Annotated in this window: 14 protein-coding genes and 1 pseudogene; 4 read left to right on the forward strand and 11 right to left on the reverse strand. The window is 68.6% G+C overall.

The window, feature by feature from the left end:
* Positions 1-27: 27 nt before the first annotated feature.
* The 4 genes and pseudogenes from AC4BCK_RS05245 to AC4BCK_RS05260 form a co-directional block, all read right to left on the reverse strand.
* Complete coding sequence (locus AC4BCK_RS05245) at positions 28-1,032, reverse strand: bile acid:sodium symporter family protein (RefSeq protein WP_363938700.1); 1,005 nt, start codon at positions 1,030-1,032, stop codon at positions 28-30.
* 302 nt (positions 1,033-1,334) lie between these two features.
* On the reverse strand, positions 1,335-2,918 hold the full coding sequence (locus tag AC4BCK_RS05250; protein WP_490566678.1) for an MBL fold metallo-hydrolase RNA specificity domain-containing protein: 1,584 nt from the start codon (positions 2,916-2,918) through the stop codon (positions 1,335-1,337).
* A gap of 13 nt (positions 2,919-2,931) precedes the next feature.
* On the reverse strand, positions 2,932-3,171 hold the full coding sequence (locus AC4BCK_RS05255) for a PEP-utilizing enzyme (protein ID WP_490566679.1): 240 nt from the start codon (positions 3,169-3,171) through the stop codon (positions 2,932-2,934).
* Between the two features lie 331 nt (positions 3,172-3,502).
* Positions 3,503-5,413 (reverse strand): annotated as a pseudogene (locus AC4BCK_RS05260) (PEP/pyruvate-binding domain-containing protein); the annotation flags it as partial.
* Positions 5,414-5,586: 173 nt separating this feature from the next.
* On the opposite strand from AC4BCK_RS05260, the gene AC4BCK_RS05265 reads away from it, so the two are divergent.
* The 3 genes from AC4BCK_RS05265 to AC4BCK_RS05275 all read left to right on the forward strand — a co-directional run bounded on the left by AC4BCK_RS05265 (position 5,587) and on the right by AC4BCK_RS05275 (position 8,482).
* Positions 5,587-6,810, forward strand: a complete 1,224-nt coding sequence (locus tag AC4BCK_RS05265; protein ID WP_490566680.1) for a virginiamycin B lyase family protein — start codon at positions 5,587-5,589, stop codon at positions 6,808-6,810.
* A 132-nt stretch (positions 6,811-6,942) separates the two neighbouring features.
* Positions 6,943-8,337 carry an OFA family MFS transporter gene (locus AC4BCK_RS05270; protein ID WP_174175773.1) on the forward strand — a complete coding sequence of 465 codons (1,395 nt, stop codon included), beginning with the start codon at positions 6,943-6,945 and terminating at the stop codon, positions 8,335-8,337.
* A gap of 1 nt (position 8,338) precedes the next feature.
* A complete protein-coding gene (locus AC4BCK_RS05275; protein WP_174175771.1) occupies positions 8,339-8,482 on the forward strand; it encodes an MFS transporter small subunit in 144 nt (47 codons plus the stop codon).
* Positions 8,483-8,494: 12 nt separating this feature from the next.
* Here the strand turns inward: AC4BCK_RS05275 and AC4BCK_RS05280 are convergent, their stop codons facing one another.
* The 5 genes from AC4BCK_RS05280 to AC4BCK_RS05300 all read right to left on the reverse strand — a co-directional run bounded on the left by AC4BCK_RS05280 (position 8,495) and on the right by AC4BCK_RS05300 (position 14,666).
* Entirely contained in the window at positions 8,495-10,186 is a 1,692-nt protein-coding gene (locus AC4BCK_RS05280; RefSeq protein WP_490566681.1) for a SulP family inorganic anion transporter, read from the reverse strand.
* Entirely contained in the window at positions 10,183-12,936 is a 2,754-nt protein-coding gene (locus AC4BCK_RS05285) for a PEP/pyruvate-binding domain-containing protein (RefSeq protein WP_490566682.1), read from the reverse strand. The genes AC4BCK_RS05280 and AC4BCK_RS05285 overlap by 4 nt, the downstream gene beginning before the upstream one ends.
* 8 nt (positions 12,937-12,944) lie before the next feature.
* The gene (locus AC4BCK_RS05290; RefSeq protein WP_310112404.1) at positions 12,945-13,262 is read right to left on the reverse strand and encodes a hypothetical protein; all 318 of its coding nucleotides are present in this window, start codon (positions 13,260-13,262) and stop codon (positions 12,945-12,947) included.
* A 129-nt stretch (positions 13,263-13,391) separates the two neighbouring features.
* Positions 13,392-13,961, reverse strand: coding sequence for a DM13 domain-containing protein (locus tag AC4BCK_RS05295; RefSeq protein WP_490566683.1), 570 nt, complete (start codon positions 13,959-13,961; stop codon positions 13,392-13,394).
* A 6-nt stretch (positions 13,962-13,967) separates the two neighbouring features.
* Complete coding sequence (locus AC4BCK_RS05300; protein ID WP_490566684.1) at positions 13,968-14,666, reverse strand: DUF998 domain-containing protein; 699 nt, start codon at positions 14,664-14,666, stop codon at positions 13,968-13,970.
* Positions 14,667-14,980: 314 nt separating this feature from the next.
* Between AC4BCK_RS05300 and AC4BCK_RS05305 the strand changes: the two genes are divergently transcribed.
* Positions 14,981-15,301, forward strand: a complete 321-nt coding sequence (locus AC4BCK_RS05305) for a GYD domain-containing protein (protein ID WP_104186321.1) — start codon at positions 14,981-14,983, stop codon at positions 15,299-15,301.
* A 55-nt stretch (positions 15,302-15,356) separates the two neighbouring features.
* Here AC4BCK_RS05305 and AC4BCK_RS05310 read toward each other — a convergent pair whose 3' ends face one another.
* Together AC4BCK_RS05310 and AC4BCK_RS05315 are read right to left on the reverse strand one after the other, a co-directional pair.
* Positions 15,357-15,839, reverse strand: a complete 483-nt coding sequence (locus AC4BCK_RS05310; RefSeq protein WP_400639329.1) for a hypothetical protein — start codon at positions 15,837-15,839, stop codon at positions 15,357-15,359.
* Positions 15,840-15,959: 120 nt separating this feature from the next.
* Entirely contained in the window at positions 15,960-16,889 is a 930-nt protein-coding gene (locus AC4BCK_RS05315) for an NADP-dependent oxidoreductase (protein ID WP_364271962.1), read from the reverse strand.
* Between the last annotated feature and the right edge of the window lie 108 nt (positions 16,890-16,997).

Here is a 16,997-nt window from a genome sequence, read left to right on the forward strand (position 1 = left end):
AGAAAGACGCCGCCGGCGAAGCGTTTACTACTCCGTAACGGCCGCCGGAACTGGCTCAGCCTGGACCTGCGCGGGAGTGCTGCGGCGGCGCCAGTAAGCGGCCAGGACGGCGCCGGACACGTTGTGCCAGACGGAGAAGATGGCGCCGGGCAGCGCCGCTTCCGGGGTCAGGTACTGCCGGGCCAGGCCTGCTGCGAGGCCTGAGTTCTGCATGCCCACCTCGATGGCGGTGGTGCGCCTGGAAGGTATGGGAAGCCGGCAGAGGCGGGCCGCGGCGTAGCCAAGGGCGTAGCCCAGCCCGTTGTGAAGAATCACGGCGGCGAGAACCAACAGCCCGGCCGCGAAAATGGCCTTCGCGCTCCCGGCGACCACAGCAACCACCACGGCGGTGATGGCGAGCACCGAAATCCAGGGGAGGGCAGGCAGGGCCTTGTTGACCAGGCGCGGCAGGAAGAGGCGGGCCACAAGGCCCAGCAATACCGGGAGCAGCACAATCTGGACGATGGACCACGCCATGGAGCCGGCGTCCACGGGCATGTACTGGCCGGCCAGCCACAGTGCCAGGACCGGGGTCAGCAGCGGAGCGATCAGCGTTGACACGCTGGTCATCGCCACGGATAGGGCAACGTCACCCTTAGCCAGGTAGGACACCACATTGGAGGCCGTTCCGCCGGGGCAGCAACCCACCAGGATGACGCCGGCAGCCAGCGCAGGCGGCAGGCCCAGCGCTGCCGCGACGAGCCAGCCCAGGAAAGGCATGATGGCGTACTGAGCCACCACTCCGATGACCACCGGTATGGGGCGCTTGGCGATGACGGCAAAGTCGGGAGGAGTGAGGGTCAGCCCCATGCCGAACATGATGATGCCCAGCAGGGGGTTGATCCAGGGGGCGAGCCCGGTGAAAGCTGAGGGGGCAGCAAGCGCCACGGCACCTCCAGCCAGGATCAGCACGGGAAAGAGCGTGACGGCGATGCGGGCGCTGCGTTCTTCGGCAGTTGAAGCCGTAGGGGAAGATTCGGGTAAGGAAGACATACCTACCGGATTATCACAGCGGAGGTTGTATTCCGGAATCGCCGGGCAGTGATGACGCCCCTGAACCGCCGAAACATTACTGGGGCCAAAAGGTCGCTGTGCTGCCCGGCAAGCCGATGCCGCAGGGAGCCTGGTATGTGGGCGGTGCACTATGCGCCAGACTGGAGTCCGGCCACAACGAAAGCAGTTTCTCCGTGATTACTCTCCAGCAGGACGCAGATGGCTTCATCCGGATGAACCGGCTCTACCCCGCCAGCGTCCGCATCAGGATCAATTTCAACGACGGCAGCACCGGCGAGTTCTCAGGCAAGGCCCTCAACCACGCCTACAACGCCGCCCTTGCCGAATTCCGGGCAAAGAACAACCTCGACGCGCGCGGGTACTCCCGGACGACCGCAGGCCGCTCGAACTCGGGCAACAAGATCGACTTTGTTCCGGTGCACCCCGGGATGAGCGAGGAGTAGGACACCCTCGCCCGGGGTGTGGCCTGCCGGCGGTTGGTCAGCGGGGTTCTCGAGCGAGACGGTCTCCAGATGTTCCGGGACGCGGACTTTCCATCCGAGCTGGTGCTTGATGCGTGCCCGGAGGGTGTCCGAGGCATCCGGTTCCCCGTGCGTGATGTACGTCATGGACGGCGCCTGGGGGGCAGCCTTCATCCATTGGATGATTTCGTTGGCGTCGGCGTGCGCGGACAGTCCTTCCATCTGGATGACCTCCGCCTCCACCCTGACTTCCTGGCCGTAAATGCGCAGGTACTTTTCGCCCGCGGCCAGGGAGGCGCCCCTGGTACCGCCTGCCTGGTAGCCGCTGAGGATGATGGCGTTCCGCCTGTCGGGTCCATAGCTTGCCAGGTGGTGGAGGATCCTGCCGCCGGTGAGCATGCCGCTGGCGGAGATGATGATCATGGGCCCGCCGCGGAGGTTGAGCAGCTTGGAATCGTCAGGGCTGCGGACCGGGACGGCCACTTTGTACATGGCCTCGAATTCTTGGTCTTTGAGCCGGTGTTCCTCGCGGTGCCGCTGGTACATGCCGGACGCGTCGATGGCCATAGGGCTGTTCAGGTAGACGGGGACCGGCGGAATGGCGCCCTTGGCCAGGAGGCGTGAGAGGTGCAGCAGCACCGTCTCTGCCCGGCCCACCGCAAACGCTGCGATCATGATGACCCCCTGCCGCTTGGCCACCCGCGTGATGACCTCGCCCAGTTCGGCCTCCGGATTCCCCGCCGGGTGTTCGCGGTTGCCGTAGGTTGACTCGGCGACCAGCACGTTGACCGGTTCCAGCGCCCGGGGCGGGTACATCAGGGGGTCGTGGGCACGGCCCAGATCCCCGGTGAAGTGGACGGTACGGCCGCCCACTCTGAGGTGCACCTGTGCCGCGCCGAGGATGTGGCCGGCGGGCAGGAACGTTGCCTCGATGCCTCCGGGCAGCTGGACCGGCGCGTCAAAGTCGCGGGTGATGAAACTGTCGAGGGACCGGACGGCGTCGGCTGCCGTGTAGAGGGGCACGGGAGGGTGGTGCGACGTGGATCCGGTGTGGTCGGCGTAGCGGGCCTCCTCTTCCTGGAGGTATCCGCTGTCCGGAAGCAGCAGCTTGCACAGCTCGGTGGTGCCGGCCGTTGCGTACACGGGGCCGCGGAAACCGTCCCGGACCAGCGCGGGGATGTACCCGGTGTGGTCCAGGTGCGCATGCGTCAGGACAACGGCGTCGATGTTTGCGGGATTGACCGGGAAAGGCACGCGGTTGCGGTCGCGGAGGCGTTTGTATCCCTGGAAGAGCCCGCAGTCCACCAGGACGTGCCGGCCCTGGGACCGGACCAGGTACCGGGATCCGGTTACGGTGTCCGTTGCCCCCAGGAAACGCAGGGTCGGAGGATGCTGCTCCCTCATGCCGGCTCCTTACTCATGGGTGCTCGATAGTGACCGTGCCGGCGTCGCCATCAACTGTGACCTGCTGGCCGGTGGCAAGCCGCTGCGTGGCCGCGCCGGTGCCCAGGACGGCGGGGATGCCGTACTCGCGGGCCACGATGGAGCTGTGGCTCAGCGGGCCGCCCACGTCGGTGACGATGGCGGAGGCCATGGCGAACAGCGGGGTCCAGGCGGGCGTGGTGATCCGTGCAACGAGGACATCCCCGGGCTCCATCCGGCCGAAGTCCCGGGGCCCGCTCAGGACGCGGGCCGGAGCGGTGACCCGCCCCGAACTGGCACCGGACGGGGCGGTCCGCTCCGGTGATGGCGGCGTGCGCCCCGGGGGCGGCGAGGCCGAACTCGACGGCGGTCCGCACCTCCTGGAAGCGCAGCCAGAACACGTCGGCGGGCTCCGCGATGACGCCGGATGCCACCAGCCGGCGCCCGAGTTCCAGCAGCATCTGCCGCAGCAGCGGCCAGGCGAGCCCGACGTCGGCCAGCGCGTCCTCGCGGACCGGCGCGGTGTCCTGGGCCCACCGGAGCAGCCGGAGGAAGGCGGCCCGGCGGCGCGGCCCCAGCCGGGCGGCCACTTGTTCAGTCAGCTCCTCCCGGCGCCTGGTCAACAGCCGCTGCCGCTCGTGCGGGTCGGTGCCCTGCCCCCGCAGGTAGAACTTCACCGTCGCCAGGAGGGTGGACGGATCATCCGTGGCCACCGGGGTGGCGAAGTCCAGGTTGTAGACCGCGTGGCCGTAGAGGTCCAGGTGCTCCCGGAAGGCGAAACGCCACTCCTGCCACAGGGCGTCGTCCACCCCTGCGGGCGGCGATCCGGTGCGCTGGCACTCGGTGAGCTCCGCCGTCGGCCGTTCCAGCAGCACTGATGCCAGCCCGGGGTCACTGCGGGCCCAGGCGGCCAGGTCCCAGAGCGACTTCTCCGCCCGGATGGGTTCGCTGTCGTACCCCAGGAGGAACGTCTGGGCCGGCGGGTCCCCGGCGCGACGGACCAGCTTGTCGTAGAAGGTGCGGAAGGCGAGCTCGCTGCTGGTGGCCAGCGGGATGATGGACTGCACGGCCGTGTAGTAGACGGTACCGGCGTCCAGCAGCGCCTGCGCGCCCGCCAGCAGTTCCCCGCCGGTGAACTGGGCCGGCGGCTTTTCCTGCCAGTCCTTGATGGCCTGCTTGTAGCGCGGGTGGGAGAACTCACGCCAGCCGGCGATCCCCATGTGCGCCTTGCCGCGGGCCAGCGCACCCACCGCCGTCAGCAGTCTGCCCATCATCCGCCACATGCCCGAGCCGCGGTAATAGTAGTAGGCGTAGCCGTTGACGGTGGGCAGCCCGACGTCCCCTTCGCGGATAACGTTCTTGCCCAGGGCCTCCGTCATCAGGGCCTGCAGCGACCTTGCCACGGAGCCGTCCACCAGGTCGGCGAACAGCGGCGAAAGCGGGTCCGGAAGCTGTTCCACGATGCTCGCCCGGAAGTAGAGCCCGTTCGGGTACGGCACGGGCCAGGCCTCCGGGGTGTCCGCCGTCGGTTCGGGCAGCGCGGTGATGGGGCGGGACTGCAGGATGAAGAATTTGCCGCCGGCCCGCGCCCACTCGATGTCCTGCGGGGCGCCGAAGTGCGCGGCGGCCCGCCGGCCGTGGCCGGCAAGTTCCGCCGCCTCCCGGTCATCGAGCACGGGTTGGCGACGGCGGGCTGCCGCCACCGGCTGCTCCCGGGTGCCGTTCTCCGCATAGACGGTCATCACGTCCTTGTCCGCTGTCCGCCGCGACAGCACGGAACCGGTCCCGGCGTCCACCACCACGTCATCGGTGGTGACCGTCCCGCTGACCACCGACTCGCCCAGGCCCCACGCGGCACTGATGACCGTCTGGTCCCGCCGGCCGTTGGCGGGGTTGGCGGTGAACATGACCCCGGCGGCGTCGGCCTCCACCATCTGCTGGATGACGACGGCAAGGCGCACCTGGCCGGGTTCCACGCCTTCGCGCGCGCGGTAGGACATGGCGCGCGCCGTCCAGAGCGAGGCCCAGCAGCCGATCACGGCCGTGGACAGTTCCACCATGCCGCGGACGTTCAGGGAGGTTTCCTGCTGCCCCGCGAAACTGGCCGAGGCGAGGTCCTCGGCCGTGGCGGAGGAGCGGACTGCCACGGGTGTTCCGTTGCCGAGGCGCCCGTAGGCGGCACCGAGTTCCGCGGCGATCCCGGCGGGCATGGTGCCGGTGGTGAACAGGGCGCCGATCCGCCTGGAGGCATCCTCATACGCCTGCGGCTCCGCGTCCGGTGGCAGGGCGGCAAGTTCCTGGATGCCGGCAGCGAGGTTGTTGGCGTCCACGAACCCTGAGTACGCGGCGGTGGTAAGCACGAACCCGGGCGGGACCGGCAGCCCGGCCCGGAGGAGGCCGCCCAGGCCCACAGCCTTGCCGCCCGCCACGGCGACGTCGCCTGGCCCCACGTCGCTGAGGTCCCTGATATAGGTCATGGCCGTGCGTCCTTGCTGCCCGGCTGGGGCGCCTGGGGGTGAACCTGATGCTCACATACTGGCACTGCAGGCGGCGGCTGGCCATGGGTCCAAAGTCAGGTTCCGAACCCGGCGGCCGGCGGTAGGATCGGAGGGTTGCCGCGGGGGTCGGCAGCAGTTTTGGGGGAAACACCGTGCTTCACAAGCTGTTCCGCCGTGCCGCCGGCATGGTCTCTTCCGTCCGGACGGCGCTGCTGGCCGGCGCCGCAATCTTGCTCGCATCCGCCGTCGTAGCCGTTCCGGCGTCCGCCGCCGATGCCACGGTGATTGACGCCGTCGGGCAGCCGTTGGGCATTGCGTACGGTCCCGACGGGGCGCTGTACGTCAGCGACTACAACTGGGTGGGCGGCGTCAGCGTCCACCAGCCTGGCGAGGCCCAGGCCCCCCGTCACATCACGGTGGGCCACTTTTCAACGTCCCTGGCCGTCACTGCCGGCGGAACGGTCTACGTGCTCCAGCACACCGAGTCCCAGCAGACGGAGCTGGGAGTCGTGGCGCCCGGTGCCAGCGGGGTGTCCGCGACCATTCCGTTGACGCAGGGCAACCATTGGCTGGCGGCAGCACCGGACGGGTCGCTGTATGTGGCCAGTCCCTCCGAGGGGACCGTTTCGGTGGTGCCGCCGGGTGGAACCCGGGTGAAGCGCGTCCTGGACGCCGGCCCCTTCCCGGTGGAGGTGGCGGTGGCCAGGGACGGCACAGCCTACGCTGCCAACCAGCACGCCGGGACCGTCACCGTGATTCCCGCCGGTGCCGCAGGCCCCTCGCACACCATTGACGTGGGCAGGACGTCCAGCCCGCACGGCATCGCCGTCGCGCCGGATGGAACTGTCTACGTGGCGAACGTCCTCTCCGGCGACGTCGCCGTCATCGAGCCCGCCGGCACCACCGTGTCGCAACGGATCAGGGTGGGCCGCGGACCGCAGGAGGTGGCGGCCGGTCCGGACGGAACGGTGTACGTGACCAACAGTGTGGACAACACAGTCTCGGTGATCCCGCCCGGCGCTGATGCAGTGGCCCAAACGCTTCCCACGGGCAGGGACCCCGGCCGCCTGGCGATTGCGGCCGATGGTTCGGTGGCCGTGGTCAACAGGGGAAGCAAGACAGTCACCGTGTTCGACGGCGGACCGGACGGTTCCGCCGCTGCGGCCGCCGCGGGCACGGGAGACCCGGAGGCGGCCACCGCCACTAATTCAGCGCCTCCATCCGAGGGCGCTGTCGTCGCCAGGGGTTCCCTCGATATCGGGCTTCCTGCCGTCGCCGCCGGTGCTGGTGCGCTGGTGCTGGCTGGAGCCGCCTTCCTTGTCGCCGCGCTCCGGCGGCGCCGTTCGTCGCGGATTACCTACCGCCCACCGCATTAAAGATACGTTTGCTTACTATCTGCCCCATGATTGCCGGAGGCCGCAGCGGCGTAAGAGGGACTTTCTCCTCTGGAGGGGTATGCGCTGCGGCAGCTACAGGACACTGACGTCTTTGACGAGCAAGGGAGCACCATGGGCTGGCTGGACCGAGAACGAACCGTTGCCCCGCCGGGATTCAACCGCTGGCTGGTGCCGCCCGCGGCGCTCGCCGTCCACCTCTGCATCGGCCAGGCCTATGCCACGAGCGTGTACAAGACGGCACTGGTCAAGCACTTCGGCGCCAGCCTGACCGAGATCGGCGTGATCTTCTCCATCGCCATCGTGATGCTGGGCCTGTCCGCCGCCATCATGGGCACCTGGGTGGACCGGAACGGCCCGCGCAAGGCCATGTTCACGTCCGCCATGTTCTGGGCGGGCGGCTTCCTGATCGGTTCGCTCGGCATCTTCACGCAGCAGCTCTGGCTCGTATACCTCGGCTACGGCGTGGTGGGCGGCATCGGCCTGGGCATCGGATACATCTCGCCGGTGTCCACCCTGATCAAGTGGTTCCCGGACCGCCCGGGCCTGGCCACCGGCATGGCCATCATGGGCTTCGGCGGCGGCGCGCTGATCGCCAGCCCCGTCTCCACGGCGCTGCTCAAAATGTACGATCCCAACTCCGGCGCCAAGGACTGGGTGGCCAGCGGCGATGCCGTGGGCAGGCTCTTCCTGACGCTCGCCGTCGTCTACCTCGCCTACATGCTGTTCGGCGCCTTCACCATCAAAGTCCCCGCGGACGGCTGGAAACCGGCCGGGTTCGACCCCGCCAAGGTCAAGGCCGCCAAACTGGTCACCACCGAGAACGTCTCGGCCAAGAATGCCGTCAAGACCAGGCAGTTCTGGCTGGTGTGGATCGCGCTGTTCTGCAACGTGACCGCGGGCATCGGCATCCTGGAGCAGGCAGCGCCCATGATCCAGGACTTCTTCCGCCAGTCCGACGGCGTCTCCCTGGTGAGTGCCGCCGTCGCCGCGGGCTTCGTGGGGCTTCTCTCCATCGGCAACATGGCAGGACGCTTCGCCTGGTCCGCCACCTCCGACGTCACCGGCCGCAAGCGCATCTACATGGTGTACCTGGGCGTCGGCGCCGTGCTCTACACGGTGCTGGCGCTGGCCGGGTCCACCACCACGGTCCTCTACGTCGCGCTGGCGTTCGTCATCATCTCCTTCTACGGCGGCGGTTTCGCCACCGTGCCGGCCTACCTGCGGGACCTCTTCGGGACCTACCAGGTGGGGGCCATCCACGGCCGGCTGCTGACCGCCTGGTCCGCCGCCGGCGTGGCCGGGCCGCTGATCGTCAACGCGTTCCTGGACGCCCAGGGCAAGCCCGGCCAGCTGAACGCCGTGTCCTACCAGCCGGCTCTGCTGACCATGGTGGTGCTGCTGGTGATCGGCTTCCTGGCCAACCTGATGGTCAAACCGGTGGACGCACGATTCCACGAACCCCGCCCGGACCGCGGACGGACACACGAACCTGCCATGGAGGCCTGAGATGAGCACCGCACACAACCCCGGCGCGAAGGCGCCCGCCACAATGTCCACCGGTAAGCTCGCCGTGGCCTGGGCGCTGGTGGGTGTCCCGCTGGCGTACGGGATCTACCAGACCCTGACCCGGGTGGCGGCGCTGTTCGGGTAGGGGATCCTGCGGTCAGCGCCGCTGGAACGCCCGCACAGCCTCGCTCACTGTCGGGTAGAAGTGCTCGGGCGAGAAGCGGGCGCCCATGCCGTACTGCAGCAGCCTGTCCTTGACCGGACCCTTGAGTTCGGCAAACACCAGGTCCACGCCGTGCCGTTCCAGCCATTCGTCAAGCTGCACCAGCTCATCCAGTGCGGTGGTGTCGATTCCGGTCACGGGCTCTGCCGCCAGCACCACGCGTTCGGTGCCGGGCGGCGCCTGGTCCAGCTTGTTGCGCACGAAGGACCCCAGGAGTGCCCCGTTGCCGAAGAACAGCGGTGCGTCGAAGCGCAGGATCAGCATGCCGGGAATGCGTTCCCCGTCCGGATGGCGGCTCACGTCGTGGTATCCGGGCACCCCCGGCACGTCCACCAGTTCAGCGCGGTAGGGCTCCCAGGCCCGCCGCAGGAAGTCCAGGATTGCCAGCCCAACGGCCACGGCGATGCCCGTGAGGACGCCCAGGATGGTTACACCCAGGAACGCGGCGAGCATCACCAGCGACTCGCTGCGGCTCATGCCGATGAGCCGCCGCACGCCTGCAGGGTCGGCCAGTGCTGCGGCTGCGGCAATAACAATGGCGGCGAGGGTGGCGGACGGCAGGAACTCGGTGGTGCCGGGCGCCAGGAGCATGAAGCCGAGCACCAGGGCGGCACCCACCACCCCGGTGACCTGGGTTTTCGCCCCTGACTCGACGGCGACAGGGGTGCGGGACGTACTGGCCGAGATCGGGAAGCCGCCCAGCAGGCCGCTGGCGGCGTTGGCCGCGCCGAGGGCAGCCATCTCATGGTTGCCGGAGACCCTCTTGTCCTCCGCCGCGGCGAGGGACTGGGACAGGGTTCCGGTGTCAACAAAGACGATCAGGGCGATGGCCGCGGCCGCGGGCAGCAGCGCCAGGACGTCGGCCCAGCCGATGCCGCCGAGGGCCGGTGCGGGGAGTCCCTGGGGGAGGGCGCCCGTCACCTTGACGCGCCCCTGGAGCTCCAGCAGGGCCACTGCGATGCAGGACGCGACCACGGCAAGGAGCACGCCCGGTATTCTCCATTTCAGCCAGCGGGGGACCACGATGAGCGCCAGCGAGGCCAGGCCAATCAGCAGTGCCACCATGTTGGTCTCACCGGCGAGAACCTTGGGTACCGCGGCGATGAGTCGTTCCCAGGGCGTGCCGCCTTCCACGGAGATCCCCAGGAGGGTGGGAACCTGGGACACGGCCACCAGCAAGGCGATGCCGTTGAGGTAGCCCAGCCGGATGGGCTTGGACAGGAGTCCCGTGACGATTCCCAGCCGCAGCGCCGAACCGCACAGCAGAATGGCGCCGATCAGAATGGCCAGGAGGCCCGCAAGGGCCACGGATTTCTGATCGTTGGCCGCGGCCAGGGGAACAAGGGCCGCAACGATCATCGGGGCCAGCGACGAATCCGGCCCCAGCACCAGCACGCGTGACGGCCCGACAATTGCGTAGACAATAAGGGGCACCACCGTCGCGTACAGGCCGGTCACCGGTGGCAGGCCGGCGGCCTGGGCGTACGCCATGCCCGCGGGCACCAGGATCGCGAACAGCGCGGTGCCCGCCAGCAGGTCGTGGCGCAGCCACTCCCTCCTGTAACCGCGCAGGGCTGGCGGAACCCACCAGGAACGGGAACCGGAACGCCCGGTGAACGGCCTCACCAGGTCACGGTACCGGCGGCACCGTCCACCGTGATGCTCTGGCCGTCCTGCAGCCGCGTGGTGGCGTCGGCAACACCCACCACCGCGGGGATGCCGTACTCGCGGGCCACCACCGCACCGTGCGAGATGACGCCGCCCATCTCCATCACCAGCGCGCCTGCGGTCATGAACAGCGGCGTCCAGCCGGGATCGGTGGAGGGCGCCACCAGGATTTCCCCGGGTTCCAGGTGGGCGCCCACAGGATCCATCACCACCCTGACCTTCCCGGTGGCGGTGCCCGCGGAAGCCGGCGTCCCGGCCAGGCGGTCCGCGGAAGCCGGTCGGGGCTTGGCGGCCTCTGCCGCCATCATGGCAGCCTCCACGTCCGTGCCGTCCGAGAGCAGAAGGCGCGGGACGCGCCGCCGGCGGAGTTCGACGTCGTACAGCCGGCGGCGGGCGGCGACGATGCCTCTCAGGTCCGCGCCGCGGAGGCCCACGCGGAGTTCGTCGAAGTCCAGGAAGAACGCGTCGCCGGCGGCGCCGAGGGTGCCGTTCTTCACCAGTTCGGCGCCCACCTCCGCCAGCTGCCGGTGCATCTCCGCGAGCACCAGCACGATGCAGAATTTGGGCAGTTCCCGCAGGCCGGCGAGCTGCCGTGTGCGGCGCAGGCACAGCGCCACCAGCCGCCCCCGCAGCCGGCTCTTTGCCCCGGCACGCTCCACCAGCTCGCTGATCCGGGCCTCGGCGTGCTCGGCGGCCCTGGCGAACTGGCGGTCCGGGGCCAGTTCGGGGTCCTCCACACGGAGATAGTTGGAGACCATTCCGAGGATGTGGTCCGGTTCCTCGGACCACCTGGGCATGCCCAGGTCGATCTCCGCCACGGCCCTGTGGCCGTACGTGGACAGGAATGCCTGCAGCGCGGACTGGGCTGGGACGGGGAGTGTGCCCGCCCGGTAGCGGGCGGCAAGCTCTCCGGGCTTCAGCTCCATGAAGGCACGGCGGGCCTCCGGATCACGGCCCAAGGACTCCGCCAAATGCCACAGTTCCAGGTCCATCATGGTGGTCACGTTGTGGGGGAGCCCGCGCAGCACAGCCTCAAGTTCACGCGGCTTGGCAATCCCGCGCAGGAGCCTGCGGGCCGTGGCCAGCGTCAGGTAGCCCACGGACGGGGCCGGCAGCGTGGCCTGGATCAGCTTATTGATGGAGGTGGCCAGGATGTCCTCGGTGTGCTGGAGCCGCCTGGCCGCGGTGGCCGGCAGGGGGAGGACCAGCTGGTCCGCCAGGCGGTCCTGGTACCGCTGCGCGCGCCGCAGTTCCCGGTCCGGCCACAGCAGCGCCCGGACCATGGCGGGGATGAGCCCCAGGACCAGGCCCAGGCTCTGGGTGCCTTCGCTGCCTTTGGCCTGCTTCCGTGCCGGTGCGGCTTTGCCCCTGCGGCCCGATTTCCTGCGGGGAGGCCGGGTAACGCTGAACCGCGGATCCTCCAGGAGGGCAGGGAGGACGGCGGCTGACCGACCGTCCGCGAGGGGCAGCATTTTTTCCAGTGCCTGGCGGCCGGATTTGTTGCGGAAGATCGGCGTGAGCTCCACGTACATCCGCAATCCAGGGTTCGCGTATTTCCACGGACCTTTGTTGCTGCCCCGCATGAGGCCCAGGACGGAGAGGCCCATCGGGGTGATGGGGCGCGTGAGGCCCTGGAGCAGTGTCCCGCACAGGTAAACGCGGGTATCTGCGCCGTCCGTGGCGTCTGGGGCGGCCTGGCCGTTGAGCGGATCGTCGTCCGGCAGCGGGTACAGCGTGGTGATGGGCCGCGACTGGGTCAGCCAGGCTTTGCCGCCGCCGTCGATCACCCATTCCACGTCCTGGGGTGCGCCGAACAGCTGCTGGGCATCGTCACCGAGGGAGGTCAGTTCGCGAAGCTGCGCCCCGGTCAGGGTGGGCGGTTGGTCCTTTGGCTGCTGCAGGATCCGGCCCGAGGCCGTTTCCACCACGAAGTGGTCCGGGTTCACGGCGCCGGACACCACCGCCTGTCCGGGCCCCGCGCTGGCATTGATGACTGTCTGGGTCCGGGTGCCGGTCACGGGGTTGGCAGTGAACAGCACGCCGGCCGTGGTTGCGTCCACCATGCGTTGAACCACGACGGCGAGGCCCACCTCGCGGTGGCTGATCCCGTTCGTGGAGCGGTAGGCCACGGCGCGGTCCGTCCAGAGGGAGGCCCAGCAGCGCCGGACAGCCTGGACGACGGCGTCAGCCCCGTCCACGTCCATGAAGGAGTCCTGCTGCCCTGCGAAGCTGGCGAAGGGGAGGTCTTCGGCGGTGGCGGAGGAGCGCACCGCCACCTGGCCGCTGCCCAGCGCGGCGTAGGCGCCGCGGACGGCGGCCTCGACGCCGGGCGGTACAGACGCCGCCAGCACCGCCTCACGTGCTTGCAGCGCGAGATGGTTCCGGTCGTCGTCCGCAAGTCCGCGGCCGCCGTCGTACCTTCCCGTCTCCTCAGGACTCCGCGCCCCGTCAAAGCTTCCCGCTCCAGTCCCATCGAGCCCGGCGCCGTCCAGGCGGGCTGCGATGGCGTCCAGTTCCGGGGGCGCGGCGGCCCGGTAGCCGGCGGTGGTGAGGCAGAAACCCGGCGGGACCGGAAGATCCGCAGCGGCGAGCCGTCCAAGGTTGAGGGCCTTGCCGCCCGCCGTGGCCAGCGAGGCTGATGCCAGCCGGCTGAGATCAACAACCAGGCCCGGGCCGTCGCCGCCCTGCCCGGCACCTTCAGAGGCCATGGCCGGCCCTAGCCGTGGTCCGCGCCGTCGCCGGTGTCCTCCCACAGGACATCCAGGTTGTGGAAGATCACGGGTCCGTCGCAGAGTTTGGCCATCTTGGCCGCGAACTCGGACGTCTCGGGCCGGCCGGAGTTCTCCATGGCAGAGTCGAAGGAATCGAACTCGACGATGGTGAAGTAGGTCCCCGGATGGTCCCGGTCCGCGGTGGCAACAATGCTGCGGAACGTGGCCGGGGTGCTTCCGCCGGTTCGTGAAGGACGGCCCAGCTCCTCGATCTCCTCGATGCGGGAGGTCCTGAATTCGATGATCTGCACAAACCCGGGCATAACGGCTCCTCGACGGCGGTGGACGCTGATGCCGAACAGGCTAGCCCCCAACGCGGCCGGTGCACAGGGGAGAAGTGCCCTAATGCGGCAGCAGCCGGATGATGCTTTGCGGTCGGTGCGGCCGGCTGATCACGTCTTCAGCTCGGCAGCTGCGAAGGACACAGCGAAACGGGCACACCAGATGCTGACCGAGGTGTAGTCGCCCAGAACAGCTGCGGCCGGAATCTCGTAGTTTTGGTCGCCTTTGTTGGCTTTGAGCGCGCCCAGGTCCAGGTAGGCGCCGTCGTCGAAGACGTGCCAGCCTGCGAGGCCCTCGATGACGGGGGCGTCGCTCAGCCACACCTTCAGGTCCGGCCCGTCAGAGGTGTCAAGGCCCTCGAGCCGGAGGATCCGGCTCCCGTCGGCGAGCTCAAGAATCCTCACCGTTCCGGAGCTGGCATGTTCGTGGCTGATGAGCTGGCCGGTCGCCAGTTCCCGCGGGGCGGCGGGTGCGGCGGGTCCGGCCGGTGCGTCGGGCGTGGCGGATGCAGCAGGGGCGCTGGGCTCCGCTGTTGCTTCCTGTGACGGGGCAGCGGACGGGATGTCCTCGGTCACGGTGGAGCTCGTGAAGATCCGCCAGGGCTGGAACAGGTACAGTCCTACAGCCACCGCAATTGCAGCCACGAACAAACCCGCGAGGATGGCAGCGCGCTTTCCCATAACCCCTCAACGAGCGGACTGATCGCGCCGTTCCTCCACAGGGACGGGCAGCGGCCTCCTCCACAGCGCCACCGCGAGGACTGCCACCCACAGCAGGAACGCCCCGATGCTGATTCTCTCCCCGATGCCGAGCACGAGGTTCGGCCCCGGGGCTGCCATGAACGCCACCATGCCCATGAGCGCAGAGGCAAGGAGCGAGAGGATCGAGTACCACCGCATCCGCCCGTGGAACCCCGCCGCCACGAAGCACATCGCGCCGACCATCAGCGCGAGCTGGATGTTGGTGGCGAGGATGTGCATGGGAACGGACGTCTCGTCTCCCAGCGTCAGCGGGTACAACGCTCCCATGATGTTCCACAGCCCGTACGCGGTCAGCAGGCCGCCGGCGATGCGCAGGGCGCGGTTCCCGTGGACGGACATCCACACGCCTGCTCCGAAAGCGACGAACAGGGCTGTGTAGAGCCACGTGAACGGGACCAGGACTTCGCGGCCGGGGGATCCCACCGCGAACAGTTCGCTGACCATCTGTTCGGCGCGGAGGTACCCGTCCCATCGGGATGCCGCCAGCCCGTCCGTGGCAACCACATAGAGCAGCGAGGAGACCGGCCCGGCAGCCAGGAGGACCCTCCGGAGGGTGCCGCCCCGTACGCTCCTGGTGTGTGCGGCCCGCCCTTGGTGGGGGTGGCGCCCTTCTGCGATTGGCATTGTGGAACGTTCCTCAGAGCCCGCAGCTTGGTAAGCATTTGGTGCAGGGCCCGCGGGCGTGAGGCCCTGATGGCCTGTGTGTTTCAGTCTGTGCCGCGGTGCCGGATACGGGTAGGGCCAAGTGTCCCTGCCCTGCGGTCAGGCAGGGCAGTCCCGGAATCAGCAGGCAGTCAGGTGATGGTATTCCGCGGCATATTGACGGCCAAGGGCCAGAGGAATAGTTTCTGCGGTATCGGGGCCCAACACCCCGTTTCCATGGAATATAGGGCCGGATCTGGGCCGCTCCTGCACCGCGAACACAGGAGGAAAACATCATGCCGAAGTATCTGTTTGAAGCGACCTACGTGGGCCAGGGAATCAAGGGGCTCATGCAGGAGGGCGGCACCAAGCGGCGAGAGGCGCTGGTGGAGGCCCTCAAGTCCGTCGGCGGAACGCTGGAGAGCTTCTACTACGCCTTTGGCTACTACGACGTCCTGGGCGTTTTCGAGGCGCCGGACGACGCAAGTGCCGCGGCCCTGTCGCTGCTGATCAATTCGAGCGGGAACGTCAACGTCCGCCTGAAGCCGCTCCTAACGGTGGAGGACCTGGACGAAGCCGCCAAGAAGACGCCGACCTACCGGGCGCCGGGACAGTAGGGGAGCCTGGCAGACAGCCAGCGGGCCGCCGTCGTACATTGACGACGGCGGCTGCCTAGGGTCCGTAAGGTCGGGTGGCCCCGGTGTGCGGGGGCCTGTCCTTCAGCAGGACAGTCGCGGCGATGACGCCCCCGGCTGCCACGAGGGCCAGCGGGCTCTGCAGGATTGTGCCCAGGATGGCCAGCCCTGAATCGGACACGGGCCTGGACGCCGCGAAGAGGCAGGCAACGTCCATCGCGAAGGCGGCCGCGTAGCCGGCGCCGAAGCAGAGGAGCAGTGCAGGGGTCCTGTAGTCCTTGGTGAACGCCCTCACGGCAGCGTCGTAGGCAAGGTATTTGAGGCCGACGATCGTGGGGGCGAAAGTCAGAACGAAGAAGGCGTCCAGGTCCTCCGGGAATTTCCTGAGCGGAACGTTCGCGTCTCCCTGGTAGACACCGGCTGAATGAAACCACATGCTGCCCACCTGGGCCGCGATCAGCAGTACCGAGACCACGGCGTACCTCAGCGCTGTTCCACCCCGGGTCATCCCTAAAGCCATGGCTCAGTATGGCACTCGGACACCGGGGCGGCCCGGCACCCGGCCAGCGGGCCGCCGTCGTACATTGACGACGGCGGCCCGGGCCTTGGCCCCGGCCCCGGCGCCAACCTGTTGCTGGAGTCAGGAAACCTGGTCTACCGCAACCACAATCTTGCCGCGGGTGTGCCCCTCCATGTTTGAGCGGAAGGCATCCGCGGCCTTGTCCAGTGGGAAGACCCCGGCAACTTCCACACGGATATTCCTGCTGTCCACCAGATCGGCGAGTTCCTGAAGGTCGGTTCCCACGGGATTGACCCACATCCAGTCGCCCCCGTGCTGTTCCACGTCACTGTCCGCGATCGAGGCGTGCCGGCCTCCCTCGGCCAGCACCGCCAGGGTTGCGTCGAGATTCCCGCCCACAAAGTCGGCAACAACGTCCACGCCGTCCGGGCGCAGTGCCCGTACGCGGTCCGCGAGGCCTTCCCCGTAGGCAACGGGCTCGGCTCCGAGGGAGCGGAGGAATTCGTGGTTCTTCTCCGAGGCCGTGGCAATAACACTCGCGCCGAGGGCCACTGCGATCTGGATGCCCAGGGAGCCCACGCCTCCGGAACCGCCGTGGATCAGGACGGTTTCGCCTGCTTTCAGACCCAGCCGGTTGAGGACCTGGTAGGCGGTCAGTCCGGCCAGCGGCAGCCCTGCCGATTCGTTCCACCCGAGCGAGGCCGGCTTCCGGGCCAGGAGCCGCTCCGGCAGCGCGATGTACTCGGCAAAGCTTCCGCCGTGGACGTAGTCCTTGCGGCCGTAGGCGATGACCTCGTCGCCGGGCTGGAACTGCCGGGCGTCGATGCCCACCGACTCCACTACCCCTGCCACATCCCAGCCGGGGATGGCGGGGAACTCCAGGTCCATGACGGCGTCGAGTCCTCCGGCCATGATCTTCCAGTCCACCGGGTTGACAGCGGCTGCCTTGACTTTGACCAGGACCATGCCGGGCCCCACTTTTGGCATGGGCTGATCGCCAAATTCGAGGACGTCCGGGTTTCCGTATGCGTTGTAAGTAATTGCCTTCATGACTGCCACAACGGCATGGCGGCGCTTCGGTATTCCGGTTCCCCGGGCAAAGTGGTGAACCGCACGGGGACAGCGACCGGCAGCGGAGCGAGCATGGAGTCCGTGCCT

This window comes from Pseudarthrobacter sp. As-47 (assembly GCF_058215595.1).